Origin of the sequence: Streptomyces echinoruber, from assembly GCF_014651135.1 — a bacterium.
In the GTDB taxonomy this organism is placed as follows: domain Bacteria; phylum Actinomycetota; class Actinomycetes; order Streptomycetales; family Streptomycetaceae; genus Streptomyces; species Streptomyces echinoruber.
In genome coordinates this window covers 380,352-403,227 of record NZ_BMWH01000004.1, presented here as the reverse complement: position 1 = coordinate 403,227, position 22,876 = coordinate 380,352, and the positions used below count along the sequence as shown (strand labels likewise).

24 protein-coding genes and 1 pseudogene are annotated in these 22,876 nt (G+C 70.7%); 18 read left to right on the top strand and 7 right to left on the bottom strand.

What is annotated here, in order from left to right; genetic code table 11:
* The 4 genes and pseudogenes from IE225_RS08955 to IE225_RS08940 form a co-directional block, all read left to right on the top strand.
* Nucleotides 1–1,635 (top strand): annotated as a pseudogene (locus IE225_RS08955) (YwqJ-related putative deaminase); the annotation flags it as partial.
* Complete coding sequence (locus IE225_RS08950) at nt 1,635–2,003, top strand: toxin-antitoxin system YwqK family antitoxin (protein WP_190056822.1); 369 nt, start codon at nt 1,635–1,637, stop codon at nt 2,001–2,003. The pseudogene IE225_RS08955 and the gene IE225_RS08950, both read left to right, overlap by 1 nt.
* A 19-nt stretch (nt 2,004–2,022) precedes the next feature.
* Nucleotides 2,023–2,529: an SUKH-3 domain-containing protein gene (locus IE225_RS08945; RefSeq protein ID WP_308432459.1), complete on the top strand. Its 507-nt coding sequence runs from the start codon at nt 2,023–2,025 to the stop codon at nt 2,527–2,529.
* Nucleotides 2,530–2,566: 37 nt separating this feature from the next.
* On the top strand, nt 2,567–3,400 hold the full coding sequence (locus IE225_RS08940; protein ID WP_229879333.1) for a hypothetical protein: 834 nt from the start codon (nt 2,567–2,569) through the stop codon (nt 3,398–3,400).
* On the opposite strand, the gene IE225_RS08935 is transcribed toward IE225_RS08940, so the two are convergent.
* Nucleotides 3,384–3,581: a hypothetical protein gene (locus IE225_RS08935; protein ID WP_190056820.1), complete on the bottom strand. Its 198-nt coding sequence runs from the start codon at nt 3,579–3,581 to the stop codon at nt 3,384–3,386. The two genes, IE225_RS08940 and IE225_RS08935, sit on opposite strands and share 17 nt — an antisense overlap.
* 86 nt (nt 3,582–3,667) lie before the next feature.
* On the opposite strand from IE225_RS08935, the gene IE225_RS08930 reads away from it, so the two are divergent.
* The 4 genes from IE225_RS08930 to IE225_RS08915 all read left to right on the top strand — a co-directional run bounded on the left by IE225_RS08930 (nt 3,668) and on the right by IE225_RS08915 (nt 5,915).
* Nucleotides 3,668–4,027, top strand: coding sequence for a toxin-antitoxin system YwqK family antitoxin (locus IE225_RS08930; protein WP_190056819.1), 360 nt, complete (start codon nt 3,668–3,670; stop codon nt 4,025–4,027).
* Nucleotides 4,028–4,250: 223 nt separating this feature from the next.
* On the top strand, nt 4,251–4,793 hold the full coding sequence (locus tag IE225_RS08925) for an SUKH-3 domain-containing protein (RefSeq protein ID WP_229879332.1): 543 nt from the start codon (nt 4,251–4,253) through the stop codon (nt 4,791–4,793).
* Nucleotides 4,794–4,918: 125 nt separating this feature from the next.
* Complete coding sequence (locus tag IE225_RS08920) at nt 4,919–5,620, top strand: hypothetical protein (RefSeq protein ID WP_190056818.1); 702 nt, start codon at nt 4,919–4,921, stop codon at nt 5,618–5,620.
* A gap of 154 nt (nt 5,621–5,774) precedes the next feature.
* The gene (locus IE225_RS08915; protein ID WP_190056817.1) at nt 5,775–5,915 is read left to right on the top strand and encodes a hypothetical protein; all 141 of its coding nucleotides are present in this window, start codon (nt 5,775–5,777) and stop codon (nt 5,913–5,915) included.
* A 203-nt stretch (nt 5,916–6,118) separates the two neighbouring features.
* Here IE225_RS08915 and IE225_RS08910 read toward each other — a convergent pair whose 3' ends face one another.
* Nucleotides 6,119–6,868, bottom strand: coding sequence for a dienelactone hydrolase family protein (locus IE225_RS08910; RefSeq protein WP_190056816.1), 750 nt, complete (start codon nt 6,866–6,868; stop codon nt 6,119–6,121).
* Between the two features lie 715 nt (nt 6,869–7,583).
* Here IE225_RS08910 and IE225_RS08905 point away from each other — a divergent pair.
* Nucleotides 7,584–8,141 carry a DUF3291 domain-containing protein gene (locus tag IE225_RS08905; protein WP_190056815.1) on the top strand — a complete coding sequence of 186 codons (558 nt, stop codon included), beginning with the start codon at nt 7,584–7,586 and terminating at the stop codon, nt 8,139–8,141.
* A 319-nt stretch (nt 8,142–8,460) separates the two neighbouring features.
* Here the strand turns inward: IE225_RS08905 and IE225_RS08900 are convergent, their stop codons facing one another.
* The 5 genes from IE225_RS08900 to IE225_RS08880 form a co-directional block, all read right to left on the bottom strand.
* A complete protein-coding gene (locus tag IE225_RS08900; RefSeq protein ID WP_190056814.1) occupies nt 8,461–8,655 on the bottom strand; it encodes a DUF397 domain-containing protein in 195 nt (64 codons plus the stop codon).
* 11 nt (nt 8,656–8,666) lie between these two features.
* Nucleotides 8,667–8,882, bottom strand: a complete 216-nt coding sequence (locus tag IE225_RS08895) for a hypothetical protein (protein ID WP_190056813.1) — start codon at nt 8,880–8,882, stop codon at nt 8,667–8,669.
* Between the two features lie 357 nt (nt 8,883–9,239).
* Complete coding sequence (locus IE225_RS08890; RefSeq protein WP_190056812.1) at nt 9,240–9,584, bottom strand: hypothetical protein; 345 nt, start codon at nt 9,582–9,584, stop codon at nt 9,240–9,242.
* A 200-nt stretch (nt 9,585–9,784) separates the two neighbouring features.
* Nucleotides 9,785–9,985, bottom strand: a complete 201-nt coding sequence (locus tag IE225_RS08885) for a DUF397 domain-containing protein (protein ID WP_229879331.1) — start codon at nt 9,983–9,985, stop codon at nt 9,785–9,787.
* A 10-nt stretch (nt 9,986–9,995) separates the two neighbouring features.
* Complete coding sequence (locus tag IE225_RS08880; RefSeq protein ID WP_190056811.1) at nt 9,996–10,850, bottom strand: helix-turn-helix domain-containing protein; 855 nt, start codon at nt 10,848–10,850, stop codon at nt 9,996–9,998.
* A 229-nt stretch (nt 10,851–11,079) separates the two neighbouring features.
* On the opposite strand from IE225_RS08880, the gene IE225_RS08875 reads away from it, so the two are divergent.
* The 9 genes from IE225_RS08875 to IE225_RS08835 all read left to right on the top strand — a co-directional run bounded on the left by IE225_RS08875 (nt 11,080) and on the right by IE225_RS08835 (nt 22,594).
* Entirely contained in the window at nt 11,080–11,586 is a 507-nt protein-coding gene (locus IE225_RS08875; RefSeq protein ID WP_190056810.1) for an ATP-binding protein, read from the top strand.
* A 123-nt stretch (nt 11,587–11,709) separates the two neighbouring features.
* On the top strand, nt 11,710–13,158 hold the full coding sequence (locus tag IE225_RS08870) for an MFS transporter (RefSeq protein ID WP_190056809.1): 1,449 nt from the start codon (nt 11,710–11,712) through the stop codon (nt 13,156–13,158).
* A 253-nt stretch (nt 13,159–13,411) separates the two neighbouring features.
* Complete coding sequence (locus IE225_RS08865) at nt 13,412–14,569, top strand: uroporphyrinogen-III synthase (RefSeq protein ID WP_190056808.1); 1,158 nt, start codon at nt 13,412–13,414, stop codon at nt 14,567–14,569.
* 254 nt (nt 14,570–14,823) lie between these two features.
* Nucleotides 14,824–15,450, top strand: coding sequence for a CGNR zinc finger domain-containing protein (locus IE225_RS08860; RefSeq protein WP_190056807.1), 627 nt, complete (start codon nt 14,824–14,826; stop codon nt 15,448–15,450).
* A 373-nt stretch (nt 15,451–15,823) separates the two neighbouring features.
* Nucleotides 15,824–16,345 carry a sigma-70 family RNA polymerase sigma factor gene (locus IE225_RS08855; protein ID WP_190056806.1) on the top strand — a complete coding sequence of 174 codons (522 nt, stop codon included), beginning with the start codon at nt 15,824–15,826 and terminating at the stop codon, nt 16,343–16,345.
* A 59-nt stretch (nt 16,346–16,404) separates the two neighbouring features.
* On the top strand, nt 16,405–17,172 hold the full coding sequence (locus IE225_RS08850; RefSeq protein WP_308432460.1) for an anti-sigma factor family protein: 768 nt from the start codon (nt 16,405–16,407) through the stop codon (nt 17,170–17,172).
* Nucleotides 17,173–17,519: 347 nt separating this feature from the next.
* Complete coding sequence (locus tag IE225_RS08845; protein WP_190056804.1) at nt 17,520–19,853, top strand: HelD family protein; 2,334 nt, start codon at nt 17,520–17,522, stop codon at nt 19,851–19,853.
* A gap of 514 nt (nt 19,854–20,367) precedes the next feature.
* Nucleotides 20,368–21,792 carry an NAD-dependent malic enzyme gene (locus IE225_RS08840; RefSeq protein ID WP_190056803.1) on the top strand — a complete coding sequence of 475 codons (1,425 nt, stop codon included), beginning with the start codon at nt 20,368–20,370 and terminating at the stop codon, nt 21,790–21,792.
* A 520-nt stretch (nt 21,793–22,312) separates the two neighbouring features.
* Nucleotides 22,313–22,594 (top strand): HU family DNA-binding protein, encoded by a 282-nt coding sequence (locus tag IE225_RS08835; RefSeq protein WP_190056802.1) that lies wholly within the window; start codon nt 22,313–22,315, stop codon nt 22,592–22,594.
* Nucleotides 22,595–22,876 lie beyond the last annotated feature (282 nt).

Genomic DNA, 22,876 nt, shown 5'->3' with positions numbered 1-22,876 from the left:
CGGATCATCGACCCGATGACGTATGTCGGCAAGGCCGCCGGGGCGGGCCTGTCCAAACTCGGCGACCTCGCCAAGGCCATCCGCGGCGCCGGCCGGATCGAGATCCCCCAGCTGCCGGAGAACGCCCTCACCCTGCCCGAGGGCTCGATCAAACTGCCCGACGGCACCGTCCACCTGCCCGAGGGCGCCGCACTGCCGGCCGGGGCGGCGCGGCTGCCGGACGGCACCGTGCGCCTGCCGCACGACACCCCGGCCTTCCCCGAGCACACCACCAAGCTGCCCACCGAGCCGGGCGCCCCGGCCCGCTACCTGGACAGCCGGGGCAACCTCCTCGACGAACACGGCAGCGTCGTGCAGCACGCCGACGAGGCGCCCACCGACCTCGTCGACCGGCCCGAGACCGGCACCCCGGCCGCGGGCGCGGACACGCCGCACACCCCCACCCCGGCCCAGCAGCCGGCAATGGCCGGCGTCGGTGCGCACGCCGCCGAGCAGGCCGGACAGCACCTGCGCCTGGGCGACAGCCTCGGCCACGACCTCGGCGCCACCGGCGACGTGGGCCGCATCGGCGACGACGCGGCCACCGCCCCCACCGTCCACGCCGGCGGCCCCGACACCCCCACCGTGCACGCGGGCGGCAGCGACATGCCCACCGTCCACGCGGGCGGCGACACCCCGCCCGTCCACACCGGCGACCACCTCCCCGGCGGCACCGCAGGCGACCACCTCCCCGGCGGGTCCGCCCACGAGCACGGCGCGGGCCCCTCCGCCAGCCACGAACCGCCGACGGGCTCGCACCCCTCTGCAGCACCGCACGACGGGCCGCCTCCTCCGCATGACGGCCCGACCCCTCCGGACGACGGGCCGACGCCTCCGCACGACCATGGCGGGGACGGTGCCCACCACGATCCGGGCACCGGCGGTCACGGCCACGACGGTGTATCGGCCGGCCATGGAGAGCATCACCCCGAGACTCCGCACACCGGGGACACTCCCGAAGAGATCCGGGTCGAGGACGACACTCCGTTGCCGCCTCCCGGTCCTGGTGACAAGAACTTCGGCACCCTGCCGGAGCACCGTGTCACCGTCGACTCGGAAACCGGGCTGATCACGCACGTCGACAACCGTCCCGTCGGTGACTGGTTGGACGACCTGTCCCGGGAGCGGGGTGCCGCCTACAGGCAGGCCAAGGAGGCTCAGACCTTCTCCCGCAAGGAGGCCGGTGAATGCGTGGGTGCCGTCATCGACCTGCGGACCGGCCAGATCTTCGAGGGAATCAACGGAAGGGCGAACAACATCATTCCGGAGGATCAGCTCCATCCGACGCTCGCAGAGCGGTATGCGAGCATCGGTGATCCGCCGCCGCACAAGGACCACCCTCTCGGCCACGCGGAGGTCAAGGCCGCGAACCAGTTGCTCTGGGAACGGACCAAGCGCGGCTTGCCGGACGGCCCGGAGGCGCTCTCCGAGCTGCGGGCATCGGTTGAGTTCCCGTTCATGAAGCACAAGGAGACCGGCTTGCCGGGACGTCCGGCACCCTTCTGCGCGAACTGCAACCATATGCTCGAAGGCGTTCCGAGCACCCACGGTCGCTACACCGGCTACCCGCCGAGTGACGAGAATTGGATTCCCTGATGACAGCCGTGCAGCGCATTGACATCGACGATCCCGAAGTGGACATGGATGACTCGGAGCGGCTGTACTACCGCGGCGAGCCGTTCACCGGCGAGGTGACCGAGCACCTCGGCGAGAGCCTTGTCAGCCTCGACACCTACATCGACGGCTACAAGAACGGGCCCTCCCGTGAGTGGTACAAGGACGGCACTCTCCGTTCCGAGGGAACACTGCGGGACGGGCTGCCCGTGGGCGAGTTCAAGGAATGGCACCCCAACGGTGTGCTCGCGGCGAAGCAGGTGTTCGCCGAGAACGGGATGACGCTCCTGGAGGACTACAAATGGGACGAGCACGGTCAGCCGACTCGGACCTGGCGGAAGGGCGCGTGAGCGTCGCCGGGCACGTTCCGTGGGGTCCGGAACGCCTTCACCAGCGGCGCGTACGACCCCGGTGAAGGCAGGGCCGGCGCGGTGGCTCGCGGAATCCGGTTGGTTTCCCGAGCGGGACATCGGTGAGCAAGCCGATGAGTTGATCAGGTGGAGACTCCGGGACGCCGAGCGTCAAGGGTGTCCACTCACGGTCTTCCCGAAGGCCGGTGACCTGATCCGCTGCTACGGGCTCCTGCGGATCCCGCACCCGAAGTCGGGTGAAAGAGCCTTGGTCATGGACCCGAGGGCCGGGTACGAAGGAGATGCCGCGGACATCGCCGAACTCGCCGCGAACCTGGGGCAGCGGCTGTTCCCCGTGGGGTACGAGACGCCGGACTTGTCTCTGCTCCTGGTGGACGAAGAGGAGAGGTTCTTCTATCTCCACCACACCGGGGCGTACTACTGCGGTTCAGGTGCCCATGAGATGTTCACGGGGTTCATCAACAACGTGGACACACCTGACGCCGAAGACTTCTTTGTGCGGTAGGCGGCCGGCGCATGCCATGAGGACGAAGGACTGAGCGTTGACCACGGGTACGGAGTCACCCGCAGCCTTGCTGGAGCGCCTGGTGTCCGTCGACTGGTACGGCGACTGGGACGTGGCCGTCTCCCATACTCGTTCGCGCGCGTTGCTGATGCGGGAGTACCTGCGCCGTGCCGCGCTGTGGGCGCGGGAACTCGGCGCGGAGCCGGAATGGCCGTTCTTCGATGTCACGGAGTTCCTCGCCCTTGGTCTCCGGGCCGACGCCCGGGTGGAGGACGAGCTGGAGCGGTTCCTGGCGGGCAAGGTGCCCACGCCGTCCACCGCCCGGACCTGCCGGGGCGCCGTGCGCTGGGCCGTCCTTCGGCAGGCGGCCGACAAGCGACCCGGTCCGCCCGGCCTGCGTGACGCGCCGGACCTGCTGCACCTGCCGGACCTGCCTGATCCGTACGAGCCGCTGCTCCTGATGTACGAGCGGGGCGGCGGTTACTCGGTCGAGGAGTTCATCGACCTGTACGGCGTGATGATCCCGCACGGCACTCTGGAGTCGAACCTCCGCGCCGAGCCGTTCCTCACGACGGACCCGTTCACCCTTGACGCGCTGGACCAGGGAGCGGTGGGCAGGATCACCTACTACGCCAAGATCGATGAAGGACACCCTCGCAGCAGTCCGCGCGGAATCGTGCGGCGCCGCCGGGTCGGGCGGGAGGCGACGACGTACGACGAGGCGTTCACCCGCAACCTTCGCTGGGAGCCGACCGAGTACCTGTGCCGCTGCGAACTCGGGCACAACGAGGTCGATCACGTGGAGATCACCGAGATCGAGGCAGCCCGTTTCATCGAGCATGTGAGCAGGAGGCTCAGACGTACGGCATAACGGCTTTCGAGCGTGAGTCTGCCGTGAGCCGCTTCTGCCTCCTGCTCGGTACGGACTTCGACGGCAGGCCGGACAGCACCCCCGCCTGGGGAACAGCCTCGGCCGCGATCTCGGCGACACCGGCCGGGCGGGCGACGACGTGTCCACCGTCCACGCCGGCGGCGACACCCCGGCCGTCCACACCGGCGACCGTATCCTCGGCGGCTCCGCCCACGAGCACGGGACGGGGCCCTCAGTCAGCCATGAACCACTGCCATGGTGACGAGTATGAGGCGCATCAACGTTGGCGATCCCGAAGTGGACATCGACTACGATCATCGGCTCCTCTACGCCGATGAGCCTTTCACAGGAGAGGCAGAGGAGTATCTGAACGGGCATCGGGTGAGTCTTGCCATGTATAAGGACGGTTACCCGGATGGTCCATACCGTGAGTGGTACGAGGACGGCGTCCTGCGCGCCGAAGGCGTCATGCGGATGGGACTTGTTTCTGGCGAGTTCAAGCGGTGGCATCCCAACGGTGTGCTCGCGGCGAAGCAGGTGTTCGCCGAGAACGGGATGACGCTTCTGGAGGACCGCACATGGGACGAGCACGGCCGGCCGACTCGGACCTGGCGGAAGGGCGCGTGAGCGTCGCCGGCCACGTCCCGTGGTGTCCGGAACGCTCTCGCCGGTGGCACCGAGGGTGGATCTGCCGAGGTGGGGGCGTGATCGACCCGGAGGCGGTCCCGCAGTACCGGTGGTCCGAGCAGGTCGGAGGCGGCGTATGGGGCGCTGAAGACGGACGCGGGGCACGGGTGGGACAGCGGGCGGGGACGGGTACGGCCGACCACACCACCATGCTCGTGAGCACGTGCTGCCGCTGTTCGGCACCTCGTGTGGCATCCTGCTGATGTTCGCCGTGAGCGAGGGACATCGCATGACTTCGGCGTGGCCGTCGCGGAAAGTGCTCGACTGGCTTGCAGGGAGCGGCTGGTCTCCCGGGCGTGACATCGGTCGTGCGGCCGAGGAACTCATCAGGGTGCGTGTGAAGGATTCGGAGCGTCAGGGCGCTTCCCTCGTACCTGTGGAAGCGGCGGTCCGGATCGTGCACTCATACGGCATGCTCCGCTTGAACCAACCCCATACACCTGGCTGTGCCTGGGTGATGAAACCGACCATTGGTTACGACGGGGACGCTGCGGCGATCAAGGAACTGGGCAACGGCCTCGGCGTCGAACTGTTCCCCGTCGGATACGAGGCTTCCGAGTACGGGATCGTCCTGGTGGACGAGCGAGGACGCTTCTTCCTGCTGCATCACACAGGCGGTTACTTCTTGGGAGAGAACGACTTCGACGCCTTCGATCGCTTCATCAGGGGTGGACTGGCGCCCGATGCGGAGGACTACTTCGTCTGAACACACTCCTGCCGCCGCCCCGCCGTTCCAGTCGGCGGGAAAATGTTCGGCCGGAGTGGAACGGCAAGCGGCACCGTGTCGGCCGGTACGAACGTCGCCCGCAGGCCCGGACACAGGAGTGCCGATTGCCCGACAGCAAGGGTTCCTGGGAGCCCAGCGCACGAGTCGCCGACCTGCTCTTCGTGGACTTCGACGGTGTGCCCGCCTCTCCCGACGACGTCATCAGTGACGGTCTCGACGGCGGCTACCGGGAACGCACCGAGGGATTGCGGGAGGTCCTCCGGGATGCGGACGAGGAACCGGCAGGCCGCTTCCTGGCCTGCGTCGCCCTCACCCGCTGGGGAGATCCGACCGGTTACGAGACGGTGGTGCAAGCCGCCCGTTCACCGGAGTCCGTGCCGTGGCGCGGCGCGTCGTACGACCGGCTGCACGGCGAGGACGACACCTTCGGCGTGCTCGCAGATGCCGTGGGCGACAGCGCCGACATGGTGGAGGAACGTGGGACGGCCGCACAGCGTGCCCAGGCGGCCGGGGCATTGCTGAGCGCAGCGGATCGGATCCAGTACGACCGGCACATCAGCTCGCTGCTTCGTCAGGATCTCGTCTCCGTATGCCTGCCGGCCATCAAGGCGGCAGTGGACAGCGGCATCACGATGCCGGCGGAGGCGCAGCCATCCTTCGACCTCGGTCTGCAACTGGCCCTGCTGATCAGCGCTGCCCATCGCCATGACGCCACCTGGGCCGTTGCGGCTGCCCGTCGCCTCACCGCGGCACAGCCCGGTGAGCGGGCGCTGAAAGAACTACACGAGGTACTGCCCGGGCGCTGAGGGCCGATAAAGTTCGGCGGACGACTCACGTGACCCGGTCCTCAGGCAGGTGGTCCCTGGAACACCCGCGACGGTCAACGGTATCCGTCGGTGCAACAGGGAGTACAGGGACGGCACCCTCCGTTCCGAGGGAACGCTGCGGGACGGGCTGCCCGTGGGCGAGTTCAAGGAATGGCATCCCAACGGAGTGCTCGCGGCGAGGAAGGTGTTCGCCGAGGACGGGATGACGCTCCTGGAGGACTGCGCATGGGACGAGCACGGCCGGCCGACTCGGACCTGGAGGAAGGGCGTGTGAGCGTCGTCGGCCACGTTCCGTGGGGTCCGGAACGCCTTCACCGGCGGGGCGTACGGCGCCGGTGAAGGCAGGGCCGGCGTGGTGGCAGGGTCTTTCTTTCGGACCGTCCGGTCCGTCAGACCCGCTGAACGCCGGACCCTCCAAACGACAGACCCCAGGACTTCGAAGCCGTGTACTTCGGGCCCGGTTTCCGGGCCGGAGCCTCAGCCGTTGGCCAGGGTGCGGTCGAGGAGGGGGAGTAGCCGGTCCCAGTGGTGCTGGAGTGCCGAAGGGGCGAAGGCGTCGGTGTCGGACATGGTGAAGCCGTGGATGGTCTCGGGGTAGATCTCGGTGGTGTAGTCGACACCTGCGGCGTCCAGGGCCCGGTTGAGTTCGCTGATGGCCTCGGGCGTCATGTCGTTCTCGGCGAGGCCGAGGTGGACTTCGGCGGTGAGCTTGGGGATGTGGCGGTGCGGGCTGTCGGGTGCGTCGGTCACCAGGAAGCCGGGGTGGAATCCGGCGACGGCGGCCACCTGGTCGGGATGGGCCGCTGCGGTGCGCATCGCCAAGGCGGCGCCTATGCAGTAGCCGATCACGCCGACCGGCCCGGGGCCGACCGCGGGCCGGGTGGTGAGGAACCTGAGGTAGGCGTCGGCGTCGCGCAGGACGCGTTCGGTGGTGTGCGCCTCGATCAAGGGCATCAGCCGGGCGATGACCGCGGGCCGGATCTCTTCTCCGATGTGCCGGGGAAGTTCCGTCACCGGTGCCGGGCCGTGCCGGTAGTAGAGGTTGGGGACGAGCACGTAGTACCCGTGCCCGGCCAGTTCGCGGGCCATCTCCTCCAGCACGGGCCGCACGCCGAAGGCGTCCGTGTACAGCAGCACTCCCGGGTGCCGCTCGCCACGGTCGGGTAAGGCGGCGAAGGCGTCGGCCAGGCCGTCCGCGGTGGGAATCTGCAGCGTCTCGATGGGCATGAATCCTCCTGTCGTGGTTGACGTGTCGAACCTGTGATCAACACGACGGAGGCGGATCCCGCGCGGCAGCGCCGGACCCTCGATCGCACAGCGGGCCCGCACCGGCCCGTACGGCGCTCAAGAGAGCACCGGGTCACCAATCCGTGTGTGGCGCAATGCCGTCCCGGTATTCATCACCGCACAGCGTAGCCCGCCGGACGAAGCCGCCGCCGGCACCCCGGTCCACGGCGAGGTCCGCCACCGCGCTTCGAAACGCTCCCCGGGTACGGGCGGAATCCGCGCAGCGACTCGTGTGGGAAGTGCTGGATCCCGGGTTCGGGGACGGGGTTCGGGGAAAGCGAAGGCACCGTGCCTGGCGGGCCAGGCGGCGGCACTCGGGGCTATCGGCCAGGGGGTGCGGACGGGCATGGCGGGCGAACCGATCGGCCGAAGCGGATCACCGGTACCCCGCAGCCCGCCCCGCCCGTCACCGCCCCAGCCCCCGCAATGACCTGTGCAAGAGGCCACTTGGACAGGAAAAACGCAACTTCGACATGGCCCGCGGAGGCGGCTACCTTCACCTGGTCTTCGGCGATCGCCCACGGTCGCACAGGAGTTCCTTCAAGCTGAGCCACCCGCGACGGGATGAAGCTGGTCGCGCTCCACGAACCCTCGCCCCCGTGCCCAAGCCACCGAACCGGGTCAACACCAGGCACCCCCAACCAGGGAGAGACGCATGCCCCGTCTTGCGCTGTACACATTCGGCGTCCTGAAGTCACCTCTCGCCGATCCCGCACCCCTCACGCGCGAACTCCACGACAGCGGCGAGGCCATCTACCGGAAGATCAGCCGGCATCCCGGGTACCTCGCTCATGCCGAAGCGGCAGACGGTGACCGGGGCACACACTTCGACTTGGACTGGGGTGCGTGGGGCGAGTTCGCCGTACCGACCTGGTACGGCAAGGGCCGCACTGCGGAAACCGTCGCCCTGGCCGCGACCCTCTCACTCTGGGCCGGCCTCCGCCTCGCCTTCGACGCCATCTACACCGGCCTGCACCGTGAGGCACTCAACAGGCGTTATGACTGGTTCGAGCGGACAGCACACCCGAATTACGTGTTCTGGTGGGTCTCCGACGGCGCGATACCCACCTGGCAGGACGGGGTTTCCAGGCTGGAACACCTCCACGACCACGGCTCCACGCCGCACGCCTTCACTTTCCACCACTCGTTCGCCCCGGACGGAACTCCGGCCAGGATCAAAGGCATCGGGCCGAAGAGCGACCAGGTTCGCTGACAAGGAGGCCTGAACGACCGGGTCCGCTGTCAAACGCCTCGATCGAATGACGGCGAACAGATGCGTCCGCGCTACGGAGGATCCGCCAGTACCTGGGGCTACGCCCTCTACCTCACGAGCACCGACGAGCACCAAGACGCCGTCCTGCCCACCGGCGGCTTCACCGGCACCCCCGAAGACGCCCTCTTGGACGCGCGCCTGCCCGGCGAGTGGTCCACCGTGCCGGGCAGGTCGGCGGAGGTGGGGCGGCCGAAGAGGGGTGAGTCCCGGTGCCGCCGCCCCCGGAGCTTCCTTGCAGGCTTCCTTGCAGGAGGGCGGTTCATTCGCCCGATGAGGGCAGGGCGGCGGTCGCGTGCGCGAGGAACGTCGTCCAGGTGGTGGGGGCGACGGTGAGGTGGGGGCCGTGCGTGGTCTTGGAGTCGCGGATGTGGACGGTGGTGGGGGTGGTGGCTATTTCGACGCAGTTGGCTGCCTCGGCGCTGTAACTGGACTTCTTCCAGGCGAGTTCGGGCACTGCGGGGCTCCTCAAAGGTCTCGGGCGATGCGGTGGATGAGGTCTCGGGACTTCGGTTCGGGCGGGGCGCTGGACTCCATGCGGTCCAGACCGTGGGCGTAGGTGATGGGCTGTCCTGCGGCGGGGAAGCCGGTCTGGCCGAAGGGGATCATCAGGGCGGTGACCGTGTCGTGCTCGCTCATGTCCAAGAGGCGGCCGAGCTGGGCGCGGGCGAGAAGAATGCGCACGTCGTGATGATCGGCATTCTGCGTCACAGCACGCCCGACCCCGGCCATCGACACGTTCGTCCGAGCAGCCAACGGAGTAGGAAGAAACACCGTGTTGGCCGGTACGTACGTCGCTCGCTGGACGTGGGGACGCCAGGGCGCGTCGGCCGATCAACCGGCGCGGTGCGGGTGGCGTACGAGGCACAGGCCGCCCACCACTTCGCCGTCGCCGGAGTGCACACGAGAGACACCGGACAGGGCAGGATGGGCACAGGCCGCCCGAGCCCAGGCCGGCTTCACAACTCCCCCAATCCGTGCGGCCCCCTCATGGCACGGCCGACCAGGACGATCACCGAGCCACCCGGGACCGCAAGCGGCTCAGCCCTCTGCTGCAGCGAACTTCTCCGCGAGCTCGCGATGCCGGGCTGCGGCTTGCTTCGCCTGGACGGGGCTGACGGTCGATCCCGGCATGCTGCCCAAGCGCTCGACCCACTCCGCGAGGCGCAGGTGCTCGCGCCGGGCATGCTCCCGGCAAGCGAGGCAGGTGACTTTGCCCGGATGCGGCGAGGTCATCGCGTAAGGCACTTGCACCCCGCACCCGGTAGTGACGAGGCTCGGCAGGTCACCCACCAGGCCGAACGTGGATGCCAGCACGCTGCGGACGGTGGCGTCGTCGCGGCCCGTCTTCGATGCGACATGGATGTGCGGATCGCTCCCACCCACGCGTCCTCCTCGCCCCGCCCACCCGGCTGACCGGGAGTGCCACTGGCCAGCCGCTTACCGCAGGATGAGTCTCCCATGTCACGGCCTACCAGGACGATCATCAATTCCCCGAGGCCGTCAGCTTGGTCGGCACATCAATGTCGTGTTGTGACAGAACCTCGTCCCGGTCCTGGTACTGGAGCCGTCTCCGGCCGGCACCGTCACCGGTCCGGTGAGGAGAGCGAGACTGCCGCGTAGGCGAGGAACGTCGTCCAGGTGGTGCGGGCGACGGTGAGGTGGGGGCCGTGCGTGGTCTTGGAGTCGCGGATGTGGATGGTGGTGGGGGTGGGGGTGGCGGCTACTTCGACGCAGTTGGAACTGTCGCCGCTGTACGTGGACTTCTTCCAGACGGTGGGCTGCACGATGGGCCTCTCAGATGCTGTTGACCAGGTGGTGGATGAAATCGCGTGATGCCGCGGGGCTGAGGGCGCAGGACTCCATGTGATCCAAGACGGCACGGTACTTGCTCAACTGAGCCTCCGCATCAAGGAATCCGCAGCCCCCGTGATGGGTGTCGAGTTGCACGGTGTCGAGTTGGGGGACAGGGCCCTCGATGTAGTCGAACGACTGGCCGGTGCTCGGGTAACCATCGGTGCCGAAGCGGATGACCCGGATGGTGACGTGGGGGAGTTCGCTCGTGTCGAGAAGGTGTTTGAGCTGGCCGCGCGTGACGTTGGGGCCGCCGAAGCCCATACGCAGAGCCGCCTCGTGGATGATCGCCGAGTACGGGGGCGGGTCGTCCCGGTGCAGGATGCCCTGCCGCTTCATACGGTGCGTGAGGCGGTGCTCGATCTCGTACTGGCGCATGGGCGGCACCACGGACCGGAAGAGGGCGCGGGCGTGATCGGTGGTCTGCAGCAGTGCCGGGATGTGGACGGCGAGGGCCACGCGCAACGCCTTTGCATGGTGCTCGAGTTCGGCCAGATCGACCAGGGCGGCCGGCAGGTGCTCCCGGTACTCCTCCCACCAGCCGCGCTGCCGGCGGCCGGTCATCGCGGCCAGAGCGTCGATCAGCGCCGCGTCGGAACAGTCGTAGGCCGATGCCATGGCGCGGACGCGGTCGGCGCTGAGCGGGCTGCGGCCGGTCTCGATCATGCTGACGCGACCTTGGTTGACGCCCAGGTGCGCGGCGGCCTGGGTGACGGTGAACCCGGCTCGCTCACGGAGTTTGCGCAGCTCGGCGCCGAGTCGGCGTTGGCGCAGCGTGGGATTGCTGGTGGGCGGCAAGGCGAGTCCTTTCGCGTCGCGGCGCGGCGCTCGGTTCCCTCACACGAGGGAACCGTGGGTACATCTCAGGGATTTGGGAGATGCATCTCCCGTGTGGGCTCTAGCGTAGAGCCGTACCGCTTCAACTGCTCGCACCCGTAAGCCGGAAGCGCACCGACCCAGGCATGCCACCGCTCGGCGCAGCCGTGAGCGGGCCATTCCCGTCCCCCCTTTCTCTCCGGAGGTCCCCATGGGCACCGTATCCCTCCCCGACACCTGGGTGTACGCCCTCCGCCTGCCCCATGATCCCCGCGCCGTACGGGTCGCACGCATGACCGTACGGGCGGCCCTGCACGGGCACGGGATGCACGACGCCGTGGACGTCGTCGAGCTGCTCACCTCGGAACTCGTCACCAACGCCTACCTGCACGCCGCCGGTCCCGCCTCGCTGCGGCTCACCGCGCTGGGCGGGGGACGGCTGCGGGTCGGGGTGTGGGACCGCCACCCGCACATCCCGGCGCCGTTCGGGCGGGCGCCCGGCGAGTCCCGGGCCGCCGCCCCGGTCGACGCCGACCGGGGGCGCGGGCTGCACCTGGTGCAGGAGTACGCCGACTCCTGGGGCGGTTGGGCCGTCGGGGACGGGCTGCTCGACAGGGGCGCCGGGAAGGTGCTCTGGTTCGAGGTCGGGACGAGAGAAGAAGCGAGGGGCGGGGCGGGGGTCCGGCGGGACCTCTCATCCCCGCTTCCTCCGGGGTGAGAGCAACGTTCCCTGCCGGTCACCCGGTGCCACAGGCAGGAAACGCGCGCTTCCTACCGTCGGGACTCAGCCGCAGCAAGCCGTAGTGAGCGAGCACTGATCCCGTCGCATCGTGGAGGCGCCATGACAGCCGCTGATACCGCTGGTACAGCCCCCGCACCGAGGGGGAAGGGCCCGGGAGGGGAGGGCCCAGGTGGAAGGGGCTCAGGTGGGAAAGGCCGGGCCAGGAGGGGGCGCTGGATCGGGCACTGGGATCCGGAGGACGAGGTCTTCTGGGAGCGGACCGGGCGCAGGATCGCCCACCGCAACCTGCTCTTCTCCGTGCTGTCGGAGCACATCGGGTTCTCGGTGTGGACGCTGTGGTCGGTGCTGGTGCTGTTCATGGGCCCGGAGTACGGGCTGACCCCGGCCGACAAGTTCCTGCTGACGTCGATGGTGACGCTGGTCGGTGCCGCGGTCCGGGTCCCGTACACCTTCGCCGTGGCGGTCTTCGGCGGGCGGAACTGGACGATCGTCTCCGCGAGCCTGCTGCTGATCCCGACGGTCGCGGCCTTCGTCGTGATGGAGCCGGGGACCTCCTTCACCACCTTCCTCCTCGTCGGGCTGCTCACCGGCGTCGGCGGCGGCAACTTCGCCTCGTCGATGACGAACATCAACGCCTTCTTCCCGCTGCGCGAGAAGGGCTGGGCGCTCGGGCTCAACGCCGGGGGCGGCAACATCGGCGTGCCGGTGATCCAACTGGTCGCGCTCGCCGTCATCGGTGCGGGCGGCGGGCCGCGCGTGCTGCTGGGGATCTACATCCCGCTGGTCGTTCTCGCCGCCGTCCTGGCCGCCCTGTTCATGGACAACCTGGAGAACGTCAGGAACGACACCGGGGCCGTCGGGGACGCGGCGAAGGACCGCCACACCTGGATCATGGCGCTGCTCTACATCGGCACGTTCGGGTCGTTCATCGGCTACAGCTTCGCCTTCGGGCAGGTGCTGCAGAACGAGTTCGGCCGTACCCCGCTGCAGGCCGCGTACGTCACCTTCGTCGGCCCGCTGCTCGGCTCGCTGATCCGCCCGGTGGGCGGCCGGCTGGCCGACCGGTACGGCGGCGCGCGGATCACCCTGTACACCTTCGTGGCCATGGGCGCGGCGACCGCGGTCCTGGTCGTCGCCTCCGTGCAGAGGTCGTTGGCACTGTTCACCGCCGCGTTCGTCGCCCTGTTCGTCCTCAGCGGTCTCGGCAACGGCTCGACGTACAAGATGATCCCCGGCATCTTCCAGGCCAAGGCCCTCGCCAGGGGGCTTCGGGGCGAGGCGGCCGCGGCGTACGGGCGGCGGCTGTCCGGGGCCTCCATGGGGCTGATCGGCGCGGTCGGCGCACTCGGCGGCGTCGGCATCAACCTCGCCTTCCGGCAGTCCTTCCTCTCCTACGGCTCCGGCACCGGCGCCTTCGTCGCCTTCCTCGCCTTCTACGCCGTCGCCTTCGCGGTCACCTGGGCCGTATACCTTCGCCGGCCCCTCGCCCAGGCGCCGGCGGACCCCACGGCCGGGGCGAAGCCGCAGCTCAGCCATGCCGAGGTGTGACGTAACACCGGCGACACGCACCGGAACCGAGCCTGTCACGAGCCGTTGACAGGCTCGGTCGGCGTGCGGACCGGCGCCTGCCGTACGGTCCTTGGTACGGCACTGCGGCACTGCGGTACTGCGGACTGCGGCACTGCGGAACGCGGTACTGCGGAGTACGGCACCACGGACCACGGCACTGCGGACCACGGATTGCGGCACCCGGTACGCGCACGCACGCAGGGACCACGACTCGAGTTGCGGGACGAGAGCCATGTACGACGAAGACGAAGGACAGCGACCGGAACACGGTCCCCTCGCGGGCTTCACCGTGGGCGTGACGGCCGCGCGGCGCGCCGACGACCTGGGCGCGCTGCTGCGGCGGCGCGGTGCCGCCGTCGTGCACGCACCCGCCCTGCGCATCGTGCCGCTCGCCGACGACGGGGAACTGCTCGCGGCGACCAAGGGCCTCATCGACCAGGTGCCGGACGTGGTCGTGGCCACCACCGCGATCGGGTTCCGCGGGTGGATCGAGGCCGCCGACGGGTGGGGGCTCGGCGAGGCGCTGCTGGAGCGGCTGCGCGGGGCGCGGCTGCTGGCCCGCGGGCCCAAGGTCAAGGGCGCCGTCCGCGCCGCGGGGCTGACCGAGGAGTGGTCGCCGTCGTCGGAGTCGATGGCCGAGGTGCTCGACCGGCTGCTGGCGGAGGGCGTCGAGGGGCGCCGCATCGCCGTCCAGTTGCACGGCGAGCCGCTGCCCGGGTTCGTGGAGGCGCTGCGGGCGGGCGGGGCCGAGGTCGTCGGCGTACCGGTGTACCGGTGGATGCCGCCGGAGGACCTCGGCCCGCTGGACCGGCTGCTGGACGCCGTCGTCTCCCGCGGCCTGGACGCCGTCACCTTCACCAGCGCGCCCGCCGCCGCGTCCCTGCTGTCCCGCGCCGAGGAACGGGGGCTCGTGCCGGAGCTGCTCGCGGCGCTGCGCCACGACGTCCTGCCCGCCTGCGTCGGCCCGGTCACCGCGCTGCCGCTGCAGGCCCGCGGCGTCGACACCGTCCAGCCCGAACGCTTCCGGATCGGCCCCCTGGTCCAGCTGCTGTGCCAGGAACTGCCCGCGCGGGCCCGGGCGCTGCCCGTCGCCGGGCACCGGGTCGAGATCCGCGGCCACGCCGTCCTGGTCGACGGCGCGCTCAGGCCCGTACCGCCCGCCGGGATGGCCCTGCTGCGCGCCCTGTCCCGCCGGCCCGGCTGGGTCGTCTCCCGCGCCGACCTGCTGCGCGCCCTGCCCGGCACCGGCCGCGACGAGCACGCCGTCGAGACCGCCGTGGCCCGCCTGCGCACGGCCCTCGGCGCCCCGAAGCTGATCCAGACGGTGGTGAAGCGCGGCTACCGGCTGGCACTGGACCCCTCGGCGGACACCAAGTACGCCGACGCGTAGGCGTTCGGTGGGGGGCGGGTTTCGGGGCGGGGCTGCTCCCGTCGGCCGGGCGAGCCGGGCAGGGCGCGTCCCGGGCGGCCGGGCGCCGCCCGGCTCCGTGCCGGCCACGGTGGCCCCGCAACGGCCCCATGACGGCCCCATAAAGGCTCCGCGGCGGTACGAGGGGTTCCGGCGGCCGGGGCCGGGCAGGCACTGTGGAAGGGAACAGTCCGGGAACGTCCTGACCGCGGTGACCCCTAGGCGGTGACAGGCACATGGCACTGGAGACGGCCACGGCCCCGTACGACCTGCGGTTCGACACCGGGCGGATCTGCCTGGACCTGCTCGCCACCGCCCATCCCGCCGAACGGCTGGACTCCGTGGGGGCGTTGCGCGCCTGGATCGCCGGTTCCGGGCTGGTCCCGCCGGGGACGCCGCTGGCGCACGCCGGTCCCTCCTGGCCGCCCGCCTTCCGCGAACTGCGCGGCTGCGTGGGACGGTTGGTGCGCGCCGGCCTGGGTTCCGGGACCTGGCCGGTGTACGACACGGCGCTCGTCCGCGTCAACGACACCGCCCGCCCCGCACCCCCGGTGCCGCGCGCGGTGCGCGCCGCCGACGGCACGCTGGTGCGGGCGCTGGACGGGCCGCCCACCTGCGCCGCGCTGCTCGCGGCCGTCGCCCGGGACGCCGTGGACCTGCTCACCGACCCCGTCGCGCGGGGCGCGCTGCGCCAGTGCGAGGGGGACAACTGCCCGATCGTCTACCTCGACACCTCCCGGGGACGCCGGCGCCGCTGGTGCTCCAGTGAGACCTGCGGCAACCGGGAGCGGGTGGCCCGCCACCGGCGCCGGGCGCGCGGCCTGCGAACCGTCGTCAAGACCTCGCCGCAGACGATCACTTGAGACGATCACTTGAGGGGGGATCACCTGAGAGACGATCACTCGGGGCAGGGCCCGAATCCCCTATGTCCTTTCTGTACGGTCACCGAGAACGTGATTTCCGCTACACCTCTTTTCCCCGCGGTCCCGCGGGGGAAAGGGCTGCGGTCTTGGGCGACGTGTCGGAAATGTAAAGAGTGCGCGGCGGGAATGTGCACCCATGTCCCCCTCGTCACGTCACCCCCGTGAAAACTGTCACCTCCGTTTGAACATCCGGCACCCGGTTTCCGTACCGCATGGGCGAGCGACTGACTGGGGGAACCCCCGGACACCGGAGGTGGGCGTGCGCAAGGATGCCGTCGTGGCCAAAGAACGTGGATCGAGGGCCCGACATCGCATGTCTCAGCCCTCGGAACCTGACGAGGAGCTGATGCGTGCCCTGTACCGCGAGCACGCCGGCCCCCTGCTCGCGTACGTACTGCGTCTCGTCGCCGGCGACCGGCAGCGCGCCGAGGACGTGGTGCAGGAAACGCTCATCCGTGCCTGGAAGAACGCCGGTCAGCTCAACAGAGCAACCGGTTCGGTACGCCCCTGGCTGGTGACGGTCGCCCGGCGCATCGTCATCGACGGCCACCGCAGCCGGCAGGCCCGGCCGCAGGAGGTCGATCCGTCGCCGCTGGAGGTCATCCCCGCGGAGGACGAGATCGACAAGGCGCTGTGGCTCATGACGCTGTCGGACGCGCTCGACGACCTGACCCCTGCCCACCGGGAGGTGCTCGTCGAGACGTACTTCAAAGGGCGTACCGTCAATGAGGCGGCCGAGAAGCTGGGCATTCCCAGCGGAACCGTCCGCTCCCGGGTGTTCTACGCCCTGCGTTCGATGAAGCTGGCACTGGAGGAGCGGGGGGTGACGGCGTGATGAATGGATACGGGGGACATCAGGGGTTCGGTGCGGGTGGTCCGGGTATGTCTGGACCCATGCGGCCCATGCAGGGATCACCGGTCCCGAACGAGCACGAGACCGTCGGCGCCTACGCCCTCGGCATCCTCGACGACGCCGAAGCAACCGCTTTCGAGGCGCACCTCGCCGGCTGCGAGTGGTGTGCCCAGCAACTGGACGAGCTGGCCGGCCTGGAGCCGATGCTCGCCGCGCTCGCCGACATGCCCGACGGCGGCACCCCCGCCCTCGGCGAGTCGCTGTCCGCCAGGCCCAGCCCGCGGCTGGTGGAGAAGCTCGTCGACGAGGTCGCCGAGAAGCGCGCGCAGAAGCGGCGCCGCTCCTTCTACCTGGTCGCGGCCGCGGCCGCGCTGATCGTCGGCGGCCCGGTGGCCGTCATGGCGACCAGCGGCGGCGACTCGGGGCAGACCGCCACGCCGCTGGCGGCCCCCGCCAAGTCCGCCTTCGAGTCGATGCCGGACAAGGTCACGGCCACCGACGCGGGCACCAAGGTCACGGCGACCGTGGCCATGGCGCAGAAGGACTGGGGCACCTGGGGCGTCGTGCAGCTCAGCAACGTCAAGGGCCCGCTGAAGTGCTCCTTGATCGCCGTCGGCAAGAACGGCGAGCGCGAGACGATGACCTCCTGGTCCGTGCCGGCCCAGGGCTACGGCATCCCGAACGCCAAGACGGAGGAGGCGAAGCAACCGCTCTACGCCCAGGGCGGCGCCGCCTTCACCCCCAACCAGATCGACCACTTCGAGGTCATGACCTTCGACGGGAAGAAGCTGGTGGAGGTCGACGCCTGAGGCCCGACGCCTGAGGCCCGCCTTCCGGAACGGGCCGCCGAAGCACCAAAGGCACCAAAGGCACCAAAGGCGCCGAAGGTGCTAAATGCGTCAAAGGTGTCAAAGGTGCGGGAGTTGAGAAGCGCGCAGAAGCTGCGAAAAGCGCGAAAGCCGTGAAAGCGCGGGGGAGTCGGCGGTCGCCGGTGACGCGGCCGGGCGCCCCCGCGTAAAGCGTTTCGGGCCGCGCGGGCCGGGCGTCCCCACCCGCCTGAAGCGGCCCGGAAGAGACGTGCCCCGGCCACCCGTAGCCTCCCGGGCCCCCCTTCGCGTACGGTGGACGGCTGCTCAGCACGTCAGAAGGGGGCCCGGTGGCCGCACAGGCTCGGCAGGCCGACGTACACGACTCCGTACGCGACCGCGAGATCAGCGTCGAACAGGAACACCTCGACCGGGTGTACCGCCGCCTGGAGGAGAAGATCCACGAGGCGGAGTTCCTCCTGCAGGACGCCGTCCGGCGCGGCCAGGTCGGCACGCCCGGCGCGCTGGCCGAGCGGGACGCGCAGGTCTTCCGGGCGGGCCTGCACCTGAGCCGGCTGAACAACGAGTTCGAGGACTTCCTCTTCGGCCGCATCGACCTGCTGCGCGGCAAGGACGGCAAGAAGGGCCCGGACGGCGCGTACACCGCCGTCGAGCCCGCCGAGGGCGCGGTGCGCGAGGACGGCACCGCCGACATCGCCGAGACCCTGCACATCGGCCGCATCGGCGTCCTCGACGAGAACTACGCGCCGCTGGTCATCGACTGGCGCGCGCCGGCCGCGGCCCCCTTCTACCGCGCCACGCCGGTCGCCCCCGGGCGGGTCGTGCGGCGCCGCGTCATCCGTTCCAAGGGACGGCGCGTCCTCGGCGTCGAGGACGACCTGATGCGCCCGGAGATCAAGGCCTACCTGGACGGACGGGAACTGGCCGTCATCGGCGACGGCGCCCTGATGGCCGCGCTGGGCCGGGCCCGCACGCACACCATGCGGGACATCGTCGCCTCCATCCAGGCCGAGCAGGACCGCGTGATTCGCGCCCCCGCCGCCTCGGTGACGTACGTCGAGGGCGGCCCCGGCACCGGCAAGACGGCCGTCGCCCTGCACCGGGCGGCGTACCTGCTCTACCAGGACCGGCGCCGCTACGCGGGCGGCATCCTGATCGTCTCCCCGACACCGCTGCTGGTCTCCTACACCGAGGGCGTGCTGCCGTCGCTGGGGGAGGAGGGGCAGGTCGCCATCCGTGCGCTCGGCTCGCTCGCGCACGAGACGGTCGGGGTGGAGGCCACGCTCTACGACTCCCCGTCCACCGCCCGCGTCAAGGGCTCCCTGCGCATGCTGAAGGTGCTGCGCAAGGCCGCGCGCGGAGCGCTGGAGCTGAACGATTCGCCGACCCGGCTGCGGGTCGTCGCCTTCGGCCGGCGGCTCGAACTCGAGGCCGAGGAACTGGAGCGGGTGCGCCACACGGCCCTCGGCGGCACCGCACCCGTCAACCTGCTGCGCCCGCGCGCCCGCAAACTGCTGCTGGACGCCCTGTGGGAGAAGTCCGGAGCGGCCGCCCGGCACGACGACCCGGAACTCGCCGCCGAACTGCGCTCCTCCTTCGACGAGGACGTCACCGGCGAGGACGCCTTCACCGAGTTCCTCGACGCGTGGTGGCCCGAACTGACCCCGCGGGCCGTGCTGGCCGCGATGGCCGACGAGAAACGGCTGGGCCGCTGGTCCCGGCGCGTGCTGACCCCCGCCGAGGTCCGCAGGGTGGCCCGCTCGCTGCGGCGGGAGGGCTACTCCGTGCACGACATCGCGCTGCTCGACGAGCTCCAGGCGATCCTCGGCACGCCGGCCCGGCCGCGCCGCAGACGCGAGATCGACCCGCTCGACCAGCTCACCGGCCTGGAGGAGCTGATGCCGGTGCGCGAGGAGTCGCAGCGCGAGCGCGCCGAGCGGCTGGCGCGCGAGCGCACCGAGTACGCCCACGTCATCGTCGACGAGGCGCAGGACCTCACGCCCCTGCAGTGGCGCATGGTGGGCCGGCGCGGCCGGCAGGCCACCTGGACGATCGTCGGCGACCCGGCCCAGTCCTCCTGGTCCGACCCCGACGAGGCCGCCGCGGCCCGCGACGAGGCCCTCGGCGTCCGCCACCACCCCGTCAAGGCGGGCCCGCCGGGCCTGTCGCCGCGCGGCCGCCGCTTCCGGCTCACCGTCAACTACCGCAACCCCGCCGAGATCGCCGACCTCGCCGCCAAGGTCCTCGCCCTGGCCATGCCCGGCACCGAACCCCCCACCGCCGTCCGCAGCACCGGCGTGACGCCCCGCTTCGCCGTCGCCGGGGACTCGCTGGAGCACACGGTGCGCGCGGAGGCCGCCCGCCTGCTGGAACAGGTCGAGGGCACCGTCGGCGTCGTCGTCGCCATGAACCGCCGCGCGGAGGCCGCCCGCTGGCTCGCCGGGCTCGGGGACCGCGTCGTCGCCCTCGGCAGCCTGGAGGCCAAGGGCCTGGAGTACGACGCCACGGTCGTCGTCTCCCCGGCCGAGATCGCCGACGAGTCCCCCGCCGGGCTGCGCGTGCTGTACGTCGCCCTCACCCGGGCCACGCAGCAACTGACCGTCGTCTCGGGCGAACGGGACGAACCCGACGCGGACGGGGTGCCGGATCTGCTGCGGGACTGAGGCGGGACTGCAGCCGGACTGCTGCCGGCCTGAAGCGGACAGGGCGTTATCCCGATGGCCCCGGAAATGAACATCCGGTACGGGAATGGCCTTACCGGATCGGTTTGTTAGCCTGGGTGTGGCACCGGCCCGATCCAAGCCCCCGGGCCCAACCTTTGTCGCTTCGAGCGACCACTTGCCGCGAGGCGAGCATGGCGGGTCGGTGTCGCTGAACGCATGAGGAGGCCCACGCCACGCGGTGGCGTGGGCCTCCTCACGTGCGGTTGCGCGCGGGTGTGCGGGTGTGCACGGGGTTCGGTTCGTGGGAGTCACGGGCCCCTGCCGGTTTCCCGCTGCTTTCCCGCCGGTTCCCGCCGTTCTCTCCCCGCCTCCTTCGCCGCCCCGGCACGTGAACAAAACGTTCGCAATACGGCCCGGCTACCAGCTACTCGACGGTAGGTGCGACGATCGGACGGCACAACGCTCGAACACGCAGCTACACGCAGCGAAACGGTGAAAGCAGAGGAAGTCGGCCATGGCAACGGCGCCCAGCGTCTCCTACTCGATGACCATTCGGCTGGAGGTGCCCGCGAGCGGAACCGCCGTCTCGCAGCTCACCACCGCCGTGGAGTCCTCCGGAGGCTCGGTGACCGGCCTCGACGTCACCGCGTCCGGCCATGAGAAGCTCCGCATCGACGTCACCATCGCGGCCACCTCCACCTCGCACGCGCAGGAGATCGTCGAGAAGCTCCGCGGCATCGAGGGCGTCACGCTGGGCAAGGTCTCGGACCGTACGTTCCTCATGCACCTCGGCGGCAAGATCGAGATGCAGTCCAAGCACCCCATCCGCAACCGTGACGACCTGTCCATGGTCTACACGCCGGGTGTGGCCCGCGTCTGCATGGCCATCGCCGACAACCCCGAGGACGCCCGCCGCCTCACCATCAAGCGCAACTCCGTCGCCGTCGTCACCGACGGCTCGGCGGTGCTGGGCCTGGGCAACATCGGCCCCAAGGCGGCCCTGCCGGTCATGGAGGGCAAGGCGGCCCTGTTCAAGCGGTTCGCCGGCATCGACGCCTGGCCGATCTGCCTCGACACCCAGGACACCGACGCCATCGTCGAGATCGTCAAGGCCATCGCCCCCGGCTTCGCCGGCATCAACCTCGAGGACATCTCCGCACCGCGCTGCTTCGAGATCGAGGCCCGGCTGCGCGAGGCCCTCGACATCCCCGTCTTCCACGACGACCAGCACGGCACCGCCATCGTCGTCCTCGCCGCCCTCACCAACGCCCTGCGCGTCGTCGGCAAGGACATCCACAGCGTCCGCGTCGTCATGTCCGGCGCCGGCGCGGCCGGTACCGCGATCCTCAGGCTGCTGCTCGCCGCGGGCGTGAAGAACGCCGTTGTCGCCGACATCCACGGCGTCGTCCACGCCGGCCGCCCCGACCTCGTCGACGCCGCGCCCGACTCCGCGCTGCGCTGGATCGCCGACAACACCAACCCCGAGAACCTCACCGGCACCCTCAAGGAGGCCGTGCGCGGCGCCGACGTCTTCATCGGCGTCTCCGCCCCCAACGTCCTCGACGGCGAGGACGTGGCCGCCATGGCCGACGACGCCATCGTGTTCGCCCTCGCCAACCCCGACCCCGAGATCGACCCGGCCGTCGCCCGCCAGACCGCGGCCGTCGTCGCCACCGGCCGCTCCGACTTCCCCAACCAGATCAACAACGTGCTGGTCTTCCCGGGCGTCTTCCGCGGCCTGCTGGACGCCCAGTCCCGCACCGTCAGCACCGAGATGATGCTCGCGGCCGCCCAGGCCCTGGCCGGCGTGGTCACCGAGGACGAGCTGAACCCGAACTACATCGTGCCCAGCGTCTTCAACGACAAGGTCGCCGGAGCGGTCGCCGGCGCGGTGCGCGAGGCCGTCAAGGCGGCGGGGGCGTCGGCGACGGCGTCGTAGGCCGCCGGCGGAGAGAGCCGGCGCCCGGGGGCGGCCGGCGGAGAGCCGGCGCCCGGCCTCGCCGCACCGCCGCCCCGCGGGCACCCCGCCCCGGGCGGCTGTGATGATGGCCACGGCGGCCCGCCACCGGCGCGTCGCGCACCCGCTCGTGCCGGGCCCGCCCTTAAGGTGGCGGCTTGGCCAGGGCCCCGGGGCCCCCGGGCCGCGCCACCGGAAGCGGACGCTGCGCCGTCGGGAGCGGACGGAGCGTCACCGCGCACGGCGCCGTGGCGCTCTTCGTGTGACTCCCACGGGTGTACTCGCACCTCACGGGGGTGCCGGATTGGCTTTCCCGCAGCAGGTGGGGGCAGGATGCTTTCCCAGGACCGCGTCCGGGAGACCCCGGGACGCGGGGGTCCGACCACGGGACCCGGGGCCGGGGACCCACCGAGGAACCTGGCAGCATCGGCTTCGCCGTGCCCGACATGCGGCTTCGCCGCGTGGCACGCCTCAATGGCAAGAAGAACACGGGAGTAACAACATGAACCGCAGTGAGCTGGTGGCCGCGCTGGCCGACCGGGCCGAGGTGACCCGCAAGGACGCCGACGCCGTGCTGGCCGCGTTCGCCGACATCGTCGGCGATGTCGTCTCCAAGGGGGACGAGAAGGTCACCATCCCGGGCTTCCTCACGTTCGAGCGCACCAAGCGTGCCGCTCGCACGGCGCGGAACCCGCAGACCGGCGAGCCGATCCAGATCCCGGAGGGCTACAGCGTGAAGGTCTCCGCGGGCAGCAAGCTCAAGGAAGCCGCCAAGGGCAAGTGACCTCGCCCCCCGTACGCCGCGGGACGGCGTACGAGGCCCTCAGGGCACCTTTCGGGCCCGCCGGGCCGCAGTGACGCCAAGGGGGCGGTCCCCTCGTCGGGGACCGCCCCATTGGCGTCTGCGACGCCTGCCGCCCGTCCGCCGCCCGCGTACGGCCTGTTCTGCCGGACGCGGGCCCCCGGCCGTGGGCCGGAGTGAGGGCGGCTGGGTCAGCTCAGTGCTTTGCCCGGCAGTTCCACCTTCGCGCCCAGCTCCACGAGCTTCTCCATGCTGTGTCTGTCC

Coding starts and splice junctions, on each gene's coding strand:
- IE225_RS08950 (WP_190056822.1), top strand. CDS start 1,635: ATGACAGCCGTGCAGCGCATTGACATCGACGATCCCGAAGTGGACATG.
- IE225_RS08930 (WP_190056819.1), top strand. CDS start 3,668: ATGAGGCGCATCAACGTTGGCGATCCCGAAGTGGACATCGACTACGAT.
- IE225_RS08910 (WP_190056816.1), bottom strand. CDS start 6,868: ATGCCCATCGAGACGCTGCAGATTCCCACCGCGGACGGCCTGGCCGAC.
- IE225_RS08905 (WP_190056815.1), top strand. CDS start 7,584: ATGCCCCGTCTTGCGCTGTACACATTCGGCGTCCTGAAGTCACCTCTC.
- IE225_RS08875 (WP_190056810.1), top strand. CDS start 11,080: ATGGGCACCGTATCCCTCCCCGACACCTGGGTGTACGCCCTCCGCCTG.
- IE225_RS08870 (WP_190056809.1), top strand. CDS start 11,710: ATGACAGCCGCTGATACCGCTGGTACAGCCCCCGCACCGAGGGGGAAG.
- IE225_RS08865 (WP_190056808.1), top strand. CDS start 13,412: ATGTACGACGAAGACGAAGGACAGCGACCGGAACACGGTCCCCTCGCG.
- IE225_RS08860 (WP_190056807.1), top strand. CDS start 14,824: ATGGCACTGGAGACGGCCACGGCCCCGTACGACCTGCGGTTCGACACC.
- IE225_RS08855 (WP_190056806.1), top strand. CDS start 15,824: ATGTCTCAGCCCTCGGAACCTGACGAGGAGCTGATGCGTGCCCTGTAC.
- IE225_RS08850 (WP_308432460.1), top strand. CDS start 16,405: ATGCGGCCCATGCAGGGATCACCGGTCCCGAACGAGCACGAGACCGTC.
- IE225_RS08840 (WP_190056803.1), top strand. CDS start 20,368: ATGGCAACGGCGCCCAGCGTCTCCTACTCGATGACCATTCGGCTGGAG.
- IE225_RS08835 (WP_190056802.1), top strand. CDS start 22,313: ATGAACCGCAGTGAGCTGGTGGCCGCGCTGGCCGACCGGGCCGAGGTG.